The sequence below is a fragment of the Clostridia bacterium genome (assembly GCA_034926675.1).
GTDB lineage: Bacteria > Bacillota > DTU025 > DTU025 > DTU025 > JAYFQW01.
This window is the reverse complement of sequence record JAYFQW010000089.1, coordinates 1-15603: the sequence shown is the minus strand read 5'-3', so window position 1 is coordinate 15603 and position 15603 is coordinate 1. Positions and strand designations below refer to the sequence as shown.

General features: G+C 59.0%; 11 protein-coding genes. 4 read left to right on the top strand and 7 right to left on the bottom strand.

The features are described from left to right. Positions 1 to 6: 6 nt before the first annotated feature. From asnS to VB144_15420, 5 genes are all read right to left on the bottom strand, one after another. The gene (gene asnS / locus VB144_15440) at positions 7 to 1299 is read right to left on the bottom strand and encodes an asparagine--tRNA ligase (protein ID MEA4885020.1); all 1293 of its coding nucleotides are present in this window, start codon (positions 1297 to 1299) and stop codon (positions 7 to 9) included. A 213-nt stretch (positions 1300 to 1512) separates the two neighbouring features. After that, on the bottom strand, positions 1513 to 2724 hold the full coding sequence (locus tag VB144_15435; protein ID MEA4885019.1) for a DUF4384 domain-containing protein: 1212 nt from the start codon (positions 2722 to 2724) through the stop codon (positions 1513 to 1515). Between the two features lie 28 nt (positions 2725 to 2752). Next, on the bottom strand, positions 2753 to 4231 hold the full coding sequence (gene guaB, locus VB144_15430) for an IMP dehydrogenase (GenBank protein MEA4885018.1): 1479 nt from the start codon (positions 4229 to 4231) through the stop codon (positions 2753 to 2755). Positions 4232 to 4320: 89 nt separating this feature from the next. Further along, positions 4321 to 6096 (bottom strand): aspartate--tRNA ligase, encoded by a 1776-nt coding sequence (aspS, locus tag VB144_15425; protein MEA4885017.1) that lies wholly within the window; start codon positions 6094 to 6096, stop codon positions 4321 to 4323. Between the two features lie 85 nt (positions 6097 to 6181). Continuing rightward, complete coding sequence (locus VB144_15420; protein ID MEA4885016.1) at positions 6182 to 7474, bottom strand: putative glycoside hydrolase; 1293 nt, start codon at positions 7472 to 7474, stop codon at positions 6182 to 6184. A 233-nt stretch (positions 7475 to 7707) separates the two neighbouring features. Between VB144_15420 and VB144_15415 the strand changes: the two genes are divergently transcribed. The 4 genes from VB144_15415 (at position 7708) to VB144_15400 (ending at position 12569) form a co-directional block, all read left to right on the top strand. Beyond that, positions 7708 to 8685, top strand: a complete 978-nt coding sequence (locus VB144_15415; GenBank protein MEA4885015.1) for a nitrilase-related carbon-nitrogen hydrolase — start codon at positions 7708 to 7710, stop codon at positions 8683 to 8685. A 210-nt stretch (positions 8686 to 8895) separates the two neighbouring features. After that, positions 8896 to 9870, top strand: a complete 975-nt coding sequence (locus tag VB144_15410; GenBank protein MEA4885014.1) for a nitrilase-related carbon-nitrogen hydrolase — start codon at positions 8896 to 8898, stop codon at positions 9868 to 9870. Beyond that, positions 9867 to 10589, top strand: coding sequence for a PIG-L deacetylase family protein (locus tag VB144_15405; GenBank protein MEA4885013.1), 723 nt, complete (start codon positions 9867 to 9869; stop codon positions 10587 to 10589). Before VB144_15410 ends, VB144_15405 begins: the two co-directional genes overlap by 4 nt. A gap of 6 nt (positions 10590 to 10595) precedes the next feature. Next, positions 10596 to 12569, top strand: coding sequence for a glycoside hydrolase family 125 protein (locus VB144_15400; protein MEA4885012.1), 1974 nt, complete (start codon positions 10596 to 10598; stop codon positions 12567 to 12569). Here the strand turns inward: VB144_15400 and VB144_15395 are convergent. Together VB144_15395 and VB144_15390 are read right to left on the bottom strand one after the other, a co-directional pair. Further along, positions 12522 to 13913, bottom strand: a complete 1392-nt coding sequence (locus VB144_15395) for a chloride channel protein (protein MEA4885011.1) — start codon at positions 13911 to 13913, stop codon at positions 12522 to 12524. The genes VB144_15400 and VB144_15395 overlap by 48 nt on opposite strands. A gap of 95 nt (positions 13914 to 14008) precedes the next feature. After that, positions 14009 to 14308, bottom strand: a complete 300-nt coding sequence (locus tag VB144_15390) for a hypothetical protein (GenBank protein MEA4885010.1) — start codon at positions 14306 to 14308, stop codon at positions 14009 to 14011. Between the last annotated feature and the right edge of the window lie 1295 nt (positions 14309 to 15603).

The window sequence follows — 15603 nt, the reverse complement described above, 5'->3', positions numbered from 1 at the left end:
GTCATGTCACGGATAGATACGGTTCAGAAGCCGCGGGAACGGGATCATCTCGCGAACATGCTCCAGGCCCGTGATCCACGCCACCGTCCGCTCGATGCCGATGCCGAACCCGGAGTGCGGAACAGATCCGAACCTCCGGAGGTCAACATACCATTTGTAGGCAGAATCCGGAAGGCCATGATCACGCATCCTCTGCTCCATGAGGTCCAGATCGTGAATGCGCTCGCTCCCTCCGATGATCTCGCCGTACCCTTCCGAAGCGAGAAGGTCGGCGCACTTCACCACCTCTGGACGGTCCGGATCTGGCTGCATGTAGAAGGCTTTCACCACGGTGGGATAGTTCGTGACAAACACCGGTCGGTCGAAATCCTCGGAAATAACGGTCTCATCTGGCGCTCCGAAGTCATCGCCCCACTCAAACTCCTTGCCCGCCGCGTGGAGCATTTCCACGGCTTCATCATAGGTGACTCGCGGGAAAGGGGGAACGATCTTCTCGAGTTTCGTGAGGTCACGTTCGAGCGTAAGCAGCTCGTTTCGTCGTCGGGAGAGGCAACTCTGGACAATGAAGGACACCATTTGCTCCTGAACCACCATGTTGTCTTCCTGAGTCGCATACGCCATTTCAGGCTCAAGCATCCAGAACTCGATGAGGTGCCGCCTGGTCTTGGATTTCTCCGCTCGAAATGTTGGACCGAAGCAATACACCTTGCCAAAGGCCATACAAGCTGCCTCGTTATACAGCTGCCCACTCTGGCTCAGATATGCTTTCTCGCCGAAGTAGTCCGTCTCAAAGAGCGTTGTGGTGCCCTCGCACGCTGCGGGCGTCAGGATCGGAGAGTCCACCCTGATAAACCCGTGGCTGTTCAGCCATTCCTGTGCCGACGCGATCACCTCATGCCTCACCATGAGGGCAGCATGCTGCTTGGGGCTGCGAAGCCACAGATGCCTGTTGTCGAGGAGGAAGTCCACCCCGTGCTCCTTCAGGGTAATCGGGTATTCCATTGCCATCTGCACGAGCTCAATACCGGTAAGGGTCAGCTCGTAACCTCCGGCGGCACGGGAATCCCCCCGCACAAGCCCCGACACGATTACCGACGATTCCTGGGTGAGCTCACTGCACATATGGAACTGATCGTCAGGCAATTCACCGCGCACAGCCACAGCCTGAACGAATCCGCTCCCGTCGCGCACTATGAGGAAATGGATCTTCCCACTCGAACGCTTGTTGTACAGCCAGCCCTGGATTCTGACTGATTGTCCGTCGTGTTTGCCGATGTCGGCGATTCGAACCGTCTCCAACCAACCACACCCCCGACAACATACTGACTGATCCGCTGCTGTATATTCCATTATAACCACATGGATCCGCATTTCTCAATCGGAGGACCGCTGACAACTGCCTCGGCTCACCATGTCACTTTGGTCCGGCGCCATCTGAGTCAGAGCAAGGCCCTCCGAAACGCGCGTGGGCCGGGTGGCGCAAGCACCCGGCCCAGACACTTCTTCTACCCGTCAGTCACCGATGTACCACGTATCAACTCGGAGCCTGAGATAGTCGATGTACTCCACTCCGAAAACCGGACCAGTGACTATGCTGTAGTCCTCCACCGTGATCCGCGCCTTGAACGGGTATTGAACCTTCTCAAACACCCTTCCTGGCCACGGCGCATCCGCGCCCTTTGGAGCAAGGTCGGCGAACTGTATTGGACCCACCGCATTGACCGTTAGGGTAGCAGTAACCCTCGATATCATCCCAAGAACCGGATCACCGGTAATCATCAGGTTCCCTGAGGACCCGCTGTAGCTGAACACCTCAGTGAATGGCCCGGTATTCGGCCATTTCACATTGATGGTCCTGCTAGTGAGCGGTATCTCATTATCCCTTCCATCATTGTTCGGGAGCTTAGCGAGCGAGGCGTGAATCTGATAGGCATTTGGAGAATTCACACTCACCTGTCGCGAGAACATGTAGTAGTTCTTCTTCACCACGTTGATCTCATGCGCACCGTAGCTGATCCCAGATATCGTGATCGGCGTCTTTCCCTGCTCCACCCCATCGAGGAACACCTGTGCTCCCGATGGTTGCGACGTCACGCTGAGCACGCCTCTCGTCACTGGCGCCGGTGGAGGCGGAGGAGGCGGAGGCAGCACAGAACCTCTCCCGACTGTGAATGTGGTGACTGCGGAGGAGTAGTTCTGGCCGAAGTTCGGCGTCACAGTGACCGACTTCACCTCGAGCATGAACTTCTCGGCAGAGATGTTCACGTTAAGCTGAGGGCCGAAAGAACCCTGCTCGAGTGATCGCCTGAGCCAATCCACATCGCTGATCCTAGATGGCGTCGCAATAAGCACGAGTTGCTCTGTTCCGGCGGGTCCACCCACCGTGAGATTGTAACGGCTGTTGTCGGGCAACAAGTAGGTCTGGTTTGCCCTACGATAGTTCGAATCGGAGTAGATGTTGGGGAAAATCAGGCTCACGGTTCCCGTGGTGTCGATATCAAAGATGTAGACGTACGCGTCTTTGTTCGACCTGAAATAGACCGTGACCTTGTCCCCAAGCTCATATCTCGCCCTGTCGGTCCAGATTTCGGTCTGGTAGGGCTGATTGGGGTTGATGATGATGCTCTTCGCATCAGGCTCGGCGAGAGCAGCCCCGCCGCAGACGACAATCACAGCTGCAGTCAGGAGAATCCACGCTGAGACGCGCACCGTTCCTCGAAACAACTGTGTTTCCCTCCTTCTTCAGACGTCATTATGACTCGTCATCATCTGCCCCCTGTATCATGTAGTTGGGGGCTTCCTTGGTGATATACACATCATGCGGATGGCTCTCTCTCAGGCCAGCGCCGGTAATCCGGACGAAATTCGCCCTCGCCCGGAGTTCCTCCAAGTTCGCCGCTCCCACGTATCCCATTCCTGCGCGCACTCCGCCCACAAGCTGGAATACCGTGTCCGACAGGCTGCCCTTGTGGGGCACACGGCCCTCGATGCCCTCGGGGACCAGCTTCTTCGCCCCTGCCTGGAAGTACCTATCTCCAGATCCCTTCTTCATCGCGCCGATGGAGCCCATGCCGCGGTAGACCTTGAAGCTACGTCCCTTGTATATCTCCATCTCGCCCGGGCTTTCATCGGTTCCTGCGAAGAGCTTGCCGATCATCACGCCATGCGCCCCCGCAGCAAGCGCCTTGGTAATATCGCCTGAGTACTTTATGCCTCCGTCCGCAACGATCCTGACACCGCACTCGCCTGCCGCGATGGCGCAATCGATTATCGCCGTGAGCTGCGGCACGCCGACCCCTGCGACCACACGGGTTGTGCAGATTGACCCGGGTCCGATGCCGACCTTCACACAGTCCACGCCGGCCCCGGCCAGAGCTCGAACTCCTTCCCCTGTAGCCACGTTCCCAGCCATCAGGTTGAGTTCGGGAAAGCGCGCCCTGACGGCTCGAACGGTCTCGATGACGCCCTTCGAATGCCCGTGGGCCGTGTCGACCACCACTAGATCGACGCCCGCTGAAACGAGAGCCTCTACCCTGGCGAGAGTGTCGGCGGTTACTCCCACCGCCGCGCCAGCCCTCAGCCTGCCCTGTGCGTCCTTGGTGGAGTTCGGGTACTTCTGAGACTTCTTGATGTCCTTGATCGTAATGAGACCGCGAAGCCTAAAGCCCTCGTCCACTAGGGGCAACTTCTCAACCTTGTGAATCTTTAGGATCTCGATAGCCTGGTCGACAGTGGTTCCCACAGGCGCTGTGATCAGCCCATGCTTCGTCATTGCGTTGGCGACCGGCTGGTCGTAGTTGGTCTCGAACCTGAGATCGCGGTTGGTCAGGATTCCGACGAGCACGCCGTCTTCGGTTATTGGGACGCCGGAGATGTGGTAACGTTCCATGATCTGAAGAGCGTCTCTGATAAGTGCATCCGGTGGGAGGAAGATGGGATCCACGATGATCCCGTGCTCCGATCGTTTGACCTTGTCCACCTCCGAGGCCTGCGCCTCAATGGACATGCTCTTGTGAATCACGCCGATGCCGCCCTCGCGCGCTATGGCCACAGCCATCCGCGCTTCGGTCACGGTATCCATCGCCGCTGATAGAACGGGAATCGACAGCCTCAGGTTATCCGTGAGTTGGGCGCCGATTTCGACCTCCGAGGGGAGCACTTCCGACATAGCCGGTACAAGGAGCACATCGTCGAATGTGAGCCCTTCCCTCATAGCCTCCAGATGGTTCATTGCGGCCATACCTCCATGCATTTCGTTAGAGAAAGGTCCGCACGTCCCAACTCCGGAACGCACGGACCAGAGAACACAGCGCTCCAGTCCTATTTCGCCCCGCCATCAACGGCGGGTTTCAGATGAAGTTCCTTCCATTGCTTCGCGTCAATCTCGTTCGGGCAATCGTCGACCAGCGATACGCCTGATGCATTCTGCGGAAAGGCGATTACGTCGCGAAGGTTCTCAAGCCCGAGCATAACTGCAATGAGCCTGTCGAAGCCGATGGCGAATCCACCATGCACAGGCCCTCCATACTGATATGCACGAAGCAGGAATCCGAATTTGCGCTCCGCGTCCTCCGGATCGAGCCCGATCACGCTCATCACCCGCTTCTGCAGCTCCGTTGTGCTGATGCGGATGCTTCCGCTGCCCAGTTCAGTGCCGTTCAGCACCAGGTCGTAGAGGCGGCCATGGACTGACGACGGGTCCGACTCAAGCCGGTCGATATCCCTCTCCATCGGAGCGGAGAAGATGTGGTGCTTGGCGTCCCACTTGCCCTCGTCCGAATTCCACTCGAACAGCGGAAACTCGGTTACCCACAGAAACCTGTAATCGTCCTGCCGAAGAAGCCCCAGTTTCCTGCCGAGGAAGCGCCTGATCTGGCCGAGCGCCGTAGCCGACACCTCGGCGTCATCCGCTGCTATCAGTATGAGGTCGCCGTTGGAAGCGCCGAGTCGATCGGAGATGGCGGCCAGTGCCTCCGCGGACACATACTTGGCAACGCTGCCCTGGATCTGCCCGGACGCAACCTTCAGCGAAACCAGGCCCTTGGCATGGTGAATCTTTGCAATCTCTGTGAGCTCATCAATTTCCCTGCGTGTGAAGCCTGCGCAGCCGGGCGCCGCCATGCCTCTGACCCTGCCGCCTGCGGCGCACACATCCCTGAACACCGCGAATTCCGAGTCGCGCACGAGGTCCGTGAGGTCGGAAAGCTCCAGCCCGAAGCGCATGTCAGGCTTATCGGACCCGAAACGATCCATGGCTTCCTCGTAGGTGAGGCGGAGGAACGGACCGGACACTTTCTCGCCTATCGCTGCCTGGAAAGCGGCAGCGACAACGCCCTCCACCGTCTGGTAGATGTCCTCCTCTTCGCAAAAGCTCATCTCCATGTCGATCTGAGTGTGCACGAGCTGCCTGTCCGCTCGCTGGTCCTCATCTCGGAAACATGGGGCAAGCTGGAAATACCTATCAAACCCGGCAACCATCAGAAGCTGCTTGTAAAGCTGCGGGCTCTGAGGCAACGCATAGAACATCCCAGGATAGTTTCTGCTGGGAACCACGAAATCCCGAGCTCCCTCCGGAGTGCTTCTCACAAGCAGGGGGGTTTGAACCTCGAGAAAGCCCTTCTCTGAGAGCCAATTTCGTACCGCCATCGACGCTCGGTGCCGAGCCATGAGGTTAGACTGAAGTGACTCTCGGCGCAGATCGATGTACCTGTACCGCAGCCTTGCCTCTTCATTAGCAAGCTTGTCTTCAGAAACCTCAACAGGGAGCAGAGCGTCGGCCTCACTCAGCACTTCGATGGCCTGGGCCTGCACCTCTATCTCGCCAGTGGCCATCGCCGGGTTGAACGTGCCCTCAGGCCTGGCCTCTACGGTTCCGGCAACCCTGATGACGCTCTCCCTGTGAATCCCGCGTGCGGCCTCAAACGCAACTCCCGCGGACTCGGGAGCCACAACTACCTGAGTCTGGCCATATCTGTCGCGAAGCGTGATGAACAGCAGCCCGCCGTGGTCGCGAACTGACTGGGCCCAACCGCACAAAGACACCTTGTCGCCGATGTTTCCGACGCCGAGCTGGCCGCATGTATGAGTGCGAAGCAAAACGCTCACCCCTGTAGCTTCGAACTGTGAAATATTACTCCAATTATAGACCTGTGCACACAGGGGCGCAACATAGGAACTGCAATCAGAACCCTGTAGATAGCGTTATCTGCTGCGTCGCCACCGGGGCGAACAGCGGAACCGGTTCGAGCCCATCATCAAGACGAAGATCCAGCTCCACTCCTGTTGCGGCCTCCGTCACTGGAGGAGAAGGCGCGGTTGGATCAGTCGCGGGTGGATGAAGGCCTTTAGCTGGGGGATCGTCCGCAGCAGCGTGGCCGCGCAGAGCCGCCCGGGTATACACATTGTGTGGACTCCACAGCATAAACTCTTGTATGCCGAGGGCAAGCGCTGCATCGATCTGTGCCCTGACCTCAGCTGGTCCGTATGGATAGCCGAGTGAGAAATCCTGCAACCACGGTATTAGCCTGGCTCGGGATTTGGAGGCATTAAGCCGTGATGCACCGTCTTTCAGGCTGCGAGCAACCGTCTCCCTGGGCTGTGCATTGGGGTTTGCGATGCCGTACTCGCCCTTTCGGTAATGAGAAGGGTACACCATGGGGGCGATGTAGTCCACATGCTTCGCGATGCTCTGGAGGGTCTGCCCAATTCCCATATCAGTTGAGGCCGAGCAGACGAGCCCGAAGACATCCGCAGTAACGACGACCCCGGTGGGCTCGAGCTCCTTCCAGGCGTACTCCAGGAACTGCTCTATCACGTCTGATCTGCTTCTGCCCATGGAATCGGTGTCGTTTGCCGCTGAGAGCCTGGCATCATCGGGAAAACGCACATAATCGAACTGGATCTCGCGGAAGCCGAGCGCTGCCGCCTCCTTGGCCAGTTCCAAGTTGTACTCCCATACCTGCCTTTGCCTCGGATCGGTCCATGTGGATCCCTGTTTGTCATGCCATACCCTGCCTGATGCATCATGCACGGCAAGATCGGGCCTGGCGGCGGCGAAAACAGGGTCCTTGAACACCACTAGCCTGGCTATGGGGTACACTCCGTTCTTCTTGAGAAGGTCCAATGCACCGCTGATGTCCTGGATCTTGGCGACGGAAGCCCTAATCAACTCTGCCGTAGCGACTCCTGACCGATAGCTCACGACGCCAGTATCGTCCTTGATCTCGATAACCACGGAGTTCAACTCAGTGGAGTGCACGAGCGCGAGGAGGTCGGCAAGGCGCGAGGAGTGGCCGGCAATCCACCCCGTCGCATACACCGCCTTTACATGCGCAGGTCTATCAGGCTGCAGCACGCCAAGATCCCTGGGAGGCGCCGGCACAGCGATACTGAGGGGAGCGGAGAGCGCATCTGGAAGCACCGGGCCAGCAAGATGCACAACCAGTTCCCATGCAGGTTCTGCCGAAGAGACCATCGTCAACTGGGTCCATCTGATAGCCAGAGCCGAGAAGGCGGTTGAGAATATGAAGAAGGCGAGTGCAACTAGGATGGGAGCTGGATCTCGCCTGGCGTCTGCAGTGTGGATCAGTTTCTTTCATCCTTCCGTCTCGTACTTTTTTTACATTCTGCGCTGCATGCTCGGTTCCTGCTGCGCGCTGCAGGAACAGTGTGGACATTATGGAATACTCTCGGGGAGGTGACGACGCCGTGCGAGTGCTTTCATGTGGTCTGCTCCAGATGGATCCGTCACAATTCCTCGCCGTCCACGATTTTCAGGTATCGTTGGCTGCACGCATTTCGTCTCTGGCGCGTAAAGGCGCAGAGCTGGTTCTGCTGCCTGAGTATGCAGCAATGATCGGCGCATTCCTCGAACTGCAAGAGCAAGGCGATGGCAGGTCATTGGCTGACTCAGTGGAGGATGGCGCGGCTTCCACAGTCACAAACATGAGCGTTGCCGAGCTTGCCAGTGCTGCCGGAACAGCCGCGTACCACAGGTGGATGGATTTCTTCGCCGCATCTGCTCTATCGAACAGGGTCTATCTGTGTCCTGGAACCTTCTTGCTTCCAGGTGAGGCGGGTTACGTGAATACCGCCCCGATCTTCTCGCCAGATGGAGACATCGTCGCGGAGCAGGGCCAGACCCACGTCTCCGAGGATGAGTATCGAATGGGATTCGCCTGCTCCACTGATCTGACAACCTTCGATGTACACGGACACCGGATGGGAATCGCCATCGGGACCGATGTGTGGTACCCAGAGGTCGGGCGAATTCTCGCGCTGGCCGGAGTCGACACCATTCTCGCCCCAACGGCAGTGCCGGCCCCGTACACGGTCTGGCGGCAAACAAGAGGACTCTGGCAGGTGGTGCAGCAGAACCAGGTTTTCGGAGTGGAATCCTCGCTCGCAGGTTCCTGGCTTGGCGTAGCGCATCAGGGCCGTTCCCGCGTGTTCGCCCCAGTTGAGGCAACCAGCGACGGCCGCGGCACACTAGCAGAGGTCACTTTCGGATCCATCTGGGGCGAGCTCGTTGTGGCGCTGAACCCGGTTAGGCTTACTGAGGCCCGCAAGGCTTTCCCGTTATTTGAGCAGCTCAATGTGGGAATGTATGAGGAGGCCCTGCCCGACTCCTATCAATCGGCACGAGTAGTCCGAACCGTGCCCGAACGCGGCATGGAAGGAAGGTGACGCCCAGTGTCGAGTATTATCGATTCTCTGAAGATGCGTGCGCTCAACGGGGTCCTTGCCCGGAGATCGGAACCACTCCGTATCTCACGACACGCCGCCTGGCTCCGCAGTGCCGACGGCAGGTTTTCAGATATGCCCGCCGCCCGCAGCTCCAGGCTGGCTCGGCCTGGGGGATCCGTGCCTGAACGCATGGCATGCGGAGCAATCCAGATGAAGGCGTGCATCGTGCATTCAGGCACGGAATACGTAGAGCTAGTGTACAGGCTCGCTGGGAAGGCCGCAGAGGCAGGCGCATCTGTGGTTGCCTTCCCCGAGTATAGTGGGCTGCCACTCCTGGGCATGATTCCAGGCATCGAAAAGACCCTGTCTGGGGCTAGATCCCTGTCCGACGCCGCGGCCTCTGCAGGAGGCGCTGGCTCAGGCATTCTCGATGTTTTCCGCCTCATAGGCCCGTATGCTGCCCAGGCTTACCGCGAAGCGTTTTCGTCGGTTGCAAAGGAGCTTGGGCTGTACATTATCTCTGGGAGCATGATCCTGCCAGCCGATTCCGATCACGAGTCAGTGATGCGCTCGACAGGATACATATTCGCGCCAGGGGGAGAACTCGTGGGAACCTACTCCAAATCCCATCTCATGCCAGTGGAGGCCGCCTGGGGGGTATCGCCTGCAAGGTCGGTCCCAGTGTTCAGCCTGGCTGGAGCGGCTTTCTCAGTCCCCATCTGCATGGATGCCTCATATTTCGAGACGTTCCGCCTGGCCAGATTCGCAGGCGCAGATGTTGTGGTTATCCCCTCGGCCAACAATGAGCCATACAACATGTGGCACGCTCTTCGAGGCATCTGGCCCAGGGTACAGGAATCGCAGGTGTACGGGATCGGAGCGTCGATGGTTGGCTCATTCGCAGGCGAAACCTTCACCGGCCGAAGCGCGATTCTAGCGCCTATCGAGCTATCTCCAGGGGGCGATGGGATCCTGGCGCAAGCTCTCACCTACGATCAGGAGGAGATCGTGGTTGGAGAGATCGACATCCCCCTGCTCTACAGCTACCGTGCAGAGAACCCGCTCAGGTTCAACCTTGAGCTGTACCGAAAATACCTGCCATCAATGTACCGTGCTGCTCAGAACCGCCGCAGACGGGAGATTCGGGGCGACGCGGACGGAACAGAGGAGTCGATGACATCATGAACAGACGGGCCGTGGCCGTCTGCGCCCACCCCGATGACCTAGAGTTCTTCTGCGGAGGCGCAGTGACGGCTATGATAGTCGACGGCTGGGAGGTATCCCTCGTAATCGCCACGGATGGCCAGAAAGGCGCCGTGGACCCAGCGATCTCAAGCGAGGTTCTTGCCTCCCAGCGACGGGCAGAGGCGCGGGACGCTGCGGAGCTTCTCGGCCTCGCAAACGTGGTGTTCCTCGGACACGAAGATGGGGAACTGCGCTGCACTCCTGACCTAAGGCGTGAACTCGCAGGCATCTACCGCCGCCTATGCCCAGACCTCCTTCTCACCTTCGACCCCTGGCGCAGGTATGAGCTGCACCCGGATCACCGCGAAATCGGTTTTGCCGCCCTAGATGCACGGCTTGCTGCCAAGCTGCCTTTGTACTTCCCTGAACAGCTCAGAGATGGACTCCGGACATGGGCAGTCACGCAGCTTCTCCTTTTCAACACAGACGATCCAGACGATTTCATGGACATCACGACCACGTTCGATGCGAAGGCAGCGGCCCTCCGGCGGCATCGCAGCCAGTGGGAGGCCATCTGGGAGGAAACCTATCGTGCGCTTGTCGAAGAAGCCACCAAGATGGGCGCCCGAGCGGGATTCAAATACGCCGAGGGGTTCAAGCGTATCCTCATACCTGGCGCAACGGTGAGCAGCAGGTTTGGAGCGGAGAAAGGAGACTGATCCCGCGTGCAGCCGGAGCCTGAGCGCATCCTCACTGTCCCATCTGAGATCGGCGATTCGATCTCGCCTGTAGTTACGGGCAATGATTGGATTGCACTTCCGGACATCTCTCCATTCGACGCAGGAATCGCCCGTGTGAACCTTGTGCACATGGGCTCTAGAGGGCTAATCGAATGGGTTGGCAATACCGGTGCACCGGAAGCCACCGCCGAGGCCTCGGTCGACCGCAGTGGTGCAGCGAACCGCAGACCCCGACCATTTCTCCTGCCTTTCGTGGAAGACGAGACAGGTCGCAGGTGGGAGCTTTCCGCCGCTCTCAAATGGACGTACGTAGAGAGCTGGATACCGAGGGGATCCGCTCTGATGCACACGCCCGATGGCGATGAGCTGTCCCTCACTCTGACTATATGCCCCTCCATTGAGGAGCGGGGATGCTACTTCATGTTCGAGCTTCACCATCTTGCGGCCGCTGACGGCTCAGCATCACGTCGTCTCGCAGTGGGCCTGGAGGGGCTGTGGGGTTCGACTCTCAGCACCGTATTCCGAAGCCGGACGATGCACGTGGCGAAGCATGTGGACTACTCCTCGTGGACTAACTCGCTGGTGCTTGAGGCCAGAGGAGAGACAAGCCTCGCGGCGCTCGCGCTCTCATCGGACCTGGGTTTCGATTGGTGGGTCAAGCCGCGCGAAGGCGGGGAAATCGACTTTGGTCTGCGCACACGCGTGGAGCTCTCGGCAGGCGAGCGCATCCGAGTCGCGTTCGTTCTGGCAGCAAATGCCGACCCCGATGGTGCAGGCGCCACCTCAGTGCACCTCAGGCGCGTAGGGGCGTGGGAAGCGCTGAATGACACTGCGAAGTGGCTCTCGAAAAGGTCATATGCAGCACGTCCCGAGGAGTCGTCAAGCAAGGTTCTCTCCCGCGCCAACCGCAATCTGCACTTTTGCAGGTTCTATGCCCACGCCCGAGCCATCGATACTGAGGAACTCGTGATGCTGACGTCTAGAAGCCACAGGTACTACGTATCCGCAGCCTTCTGGCCGCGCGATGCCTTCCTCTGGGCCTTCCCCGCCATGCTCGCATCTGATGCCCGATTCGCGAGGGAGATCCTCCTGACCGGATTCGCAAGGCACGCCAGGAACATGGGAATCCACGCTCACTACATAAGTGGGGCTGTTCTCTATCCCGGTTTCGAACTGGATCAGCTAGCTTCGTACATCATCGCGCTGGGGAGTTTTGTGGACACAACGGGCGATGAATCAGTGCTGGACGAGCCGTGCATTGGGGCGGGAATCGCGAAATTCGCGGAATGCCTGGAACAGCAGCGCGATCCCGATGTCGCCCTTTACAGGACATTCCTCGATCCTAGCGATGATCCTGTGCGCTATCCGTATCTCACATATGACAATGTCCTAATATGGAAGTCATTGACCATTCTCAGCCGCCTTGCGCGGCTCCGCGCGGGGTCCTCCAGCGGAGATCACTGGGAGGCCGCAGCCCGCGACACCCGAGAAGCCATTATCAACCATTGCATCATCGATGGACCCTGCGGACGCATGTTCGCGTGGTCCACAGATCTTCGCGCAGCTAGTGAGGTCTACGACGATCCACCGGGGAGTCTGCTCTTGCTCCCATACTACGGGTTTGTGAGCGCGGACGACCCGACTTTTCTCAACACCGTGGCGTTCATCACCTCGGATCACAACACGTACCGATCCACAGATGGTCAGTACCACGGCGCGGGGTGCGCGCATTCCCGCCGCCCATGGCCGATGCATGCCTGCAATCTGGTGCTATCTGGCCTTCATGATGAGGAATCATTGAAGCTATTGAAAGAAGCCCCCCTGGATGGAGGGCTTGCATGTGAGACCATATACTGCGACACCGGAAAACCCGCAACAGGCGCAGCCTTCGCCAGCTTTGCAGGTTACCTCTCAGTGGCGCTGGCCCGCCTCGGAGGAGTGGTCTTCCGAAGGCCTTGATCTCATCAGGAATGCGAACATGCGCTTTGCTTGTGGCGTGAAGCGGACATGCCCTGGCGCCTCGCACTCGTGCCCAGCATCAACCGAAAATGCACTGGACTTTGGCGATCCCAAAAGCTGAGTGGCGTTAATGCTCCGATGGCCCACCACAGTGTAGGCTACAATGGCGGCCACAAACCCGTACACTCCGAAGGCCGAACCAAACGCCTCCAAGCTCAACACCGACGCCGCTAGAGGCGCATTCACTGAGGCCGCCAGAAACGCGGCGATGCCCATCGCTGCCGAGAACGCTGGATCAAAGCCAGCCAGTCGCCCGATGGAACTTCCAGCCGCCGCGCCGATTGCGAAAATCGGGGTCATCGCACCTCCGCTGAAGCCAGAGCCGAGTGTGATCACTACGAACAGCATCTTCAGCGCAAACGCCCACGTTGAGACCGCGCCTCCCTGCAGCGTTTCCTCATACATCTCAACGCCTAGCCCGAGGTATCCCCTGGAGAACAACAGTGCCAGAAGCACGAGGCACACGCCTCCTATGGAGGTGCGCACCGGTGGGGAAACTGGGATCTGATGAAACAGGTGAGCCGAGTGCTCCTCCGCCTCAATGAACACCATGGATACGAGCCCAATAGCCATGGCACATGCCGCTACGAGCAGGATCACTGAAGGAGACAATGCCGGTGCGACGATGTTAACCGCGAGGGGATGGTCCCATCCAAGTGCACGCGCAGTGATGACAGATGTGCATGAAGCAACCGCCGCTGGCAGGAGCCCACCGTAGAACGGGGAGCCCATAACCAGGGCCTCGACTGCGAAGACGGCCCCCGAAATCGGCGCCCCCGTAACTACGCCGAACCCGGCAGCAAGTCCGCACATGGTCAGCCGCCGGTGGTCATCGGCGCCTAGCCGCAAGAGCCTGGCCACCTGCGATGCCAGGGAACCTGCGATCTGAGCAGACGGTCCCTCCTTCCCCGCAGACGCTCCGCATGAGATGGCGATTATGGTGGCTGCCGCTTTGACGGGGGCGACGAGAATGGGGATTTTCCCGCCTTTGCGGTTCACAGCCCTGATGACAGCCTCAGTTCCATGGCCGTACGACTCGGGAGAGACGTAGTGTATCAGGGCAGCGCTGATTAGCCCGCCTACCGGGAGAGTGAGCCACCAGAGACCAATGTGGGCGCCGATTTCGATACCACCATGGAGAAGTTTGAGGAAGGCAACCACGCCAGCGCCTGCCACGACACCGGTCAGCGCACCAAGAAGAACCCACTTGGCGAGGGCGCCAATCAGTACGGCGGTTTCCGCGATTCTGGCATCGGATGTTGTGCGAAAATGTTTCTCCTTCAACTGGCCTCAGCCTCCCGGGAAACTACAGTAAGCTACCATGCTGCCTGCGGCTGTACAACAAGTCAATTGATCCACTCGTTGATCCATTCATTGTGCTACGCATCACTGGTCGGGACGCACGCTCTTCCGTGGAGTTTGGCAATCGCATCAACGATCTCGTCGATCCTGGCTTCCACCGCCTCGAGTCCCCTCCAGCCATCGCGCACGATGATGCTCTGTACGTCCATCGCATACTCCTCAGCCTCCTTTGCAGGGTCGACGCCATACTTGTTCGAGGCCCGATCCCTGATCATGAGCTTGACCAGGAAGACCCCTACATCAGCCAGCTCTGCAGCGCATGCCTCCGTGAGGAGCACTCGAAGTGCCGCCCTGTCTGAGTCCGTCTCCACGATCACAATTCCCACCGCCTTACATAATCGTTAGCTGATCCCATGTTACCATTTGGCATCGCCTCCGTAAAGCCCCATAATTCCTAAAATGTACACGAATTCTGGGTGGCGGAATATGCCCAGATTAGTGCTCCCGTATTCTGGATTGCGATCACTGCAGTTCAGTGCTCCTGGGCGCCACGGAGTTCGCGCCAGCCACAACACAGCCTTCGGGTCAGCCGCTCTGAAGTGGATTAGGCAGGAGACCGCAACGGTCGGCAGGCGGCGATAGCATCCAGCGACATAGCCAGGATTCCGATTCCATGCACATCCCTGCTTCGCGCGTGTCGAACAATGCCATGTTCGCTCAGGCAATGCGAGTTTGAGTTGCACACGGTGATCACCTTCAGCTTGCATTTCGGGTCTGGCTTCCGCTTACCGGCCGGGGTATGCGAGCCCAAGCTGGGCGCAGGGCGCTCAGCTTCCCGCTGAAGATGGACGCTTTTTGCCCAGACTGGCCCCCACATCGCATTCCCACGGGGAGTTTTGGAGCCTGAAACGCTCCGGAAACGCTCCCGGCAGCCTTCAGTCGCCTAGCCCCAGTGATCACGCACTGGCCACTCCCGGACCTGGCATAACCGCGTAGCTGGACATAAAGGAATGGCGGCGCGGGTGCACCGCCTACCTCATGTGCTCTTGTGCTTGTCCGGGTGAGCAGTCGCGGGCGGCGGGGCCGGGATCGGGGCCGCGATTCTCAATTTTGAGTGAAACGGCGGCGTACATTCTCATCCGTGAAGATTTTCCGGCGGTTTGCGCTCAAAAATGGGAAAGTCCGCCCGGACCTATGAGGCATGCCGCCGAGGCGCGACTGAATGCGGCCAGTGGATCGGCGGCAGGTTCCCGGTGCGACGATGCCCGAGGCGGGCACAACGCACGTAGCTGGACATAAAGGAATGGCGGCGCGGGTGCGCCGCCTACCTTATGTGCTCTTGTGCTTGTCTGGGTGAGCGATCGCGGGTTGCGGGGCCGCGATTCTCAATTTTGAGTGAAACGGCGGCTTACATTCTCATCCGTGAGGATTTTCCGGCGGTTCGCGCTCAAAAATGGGAAAGTCCGCCCGGACCCATGAGGCACGCCGACGAGGCACGACTGAATGCGGCCAGTGGATCGGCGGCAGGTTCTCGGTGCGACGATGCCCGAGGCGGGCACAACGCGCCTAACCGAACACTGGAAGCAAACACCGAACGTAGCAGACACACGAGCGCGAATTCCAAGGAGAATCGGAATGGTGATTTGCGCCGCCTGACGAGACGCGACCGAGT

What these genes read in the sequence shown, in the direction of transcription:
- guaB (MEA4885018.1), bottom strand. Translation starts at nt 4,231, where the DNA reads ATGAACCATCTGGAGGCTATGAGGGAAGGGCTCACATTCGACGATGTG.
- VB144_15410 (MEA4885014.1), top strand. Translation starts at nt 8,896, where the DNA reads ATGAAGGCGTGCATCGTGCATTCAGGCACGGAATACGTAGAGCTAGTG.
- VB144_15420 (MEA4885016.1), bottom strand. Translation starts at nt 7,474, where the DNA reads ATGGTCTCTTCGGCAGAACCTGCATGGGAACTGGTTGTGCATCTTGCT.
- VB144_15405 (MEA4885013.1), top strand. Translation starts at nt 9,867, where the DNA reads ATGAACAGACGGGCCGTGGCCGTCTGCGCCCACCCCGATGACCTAGAG.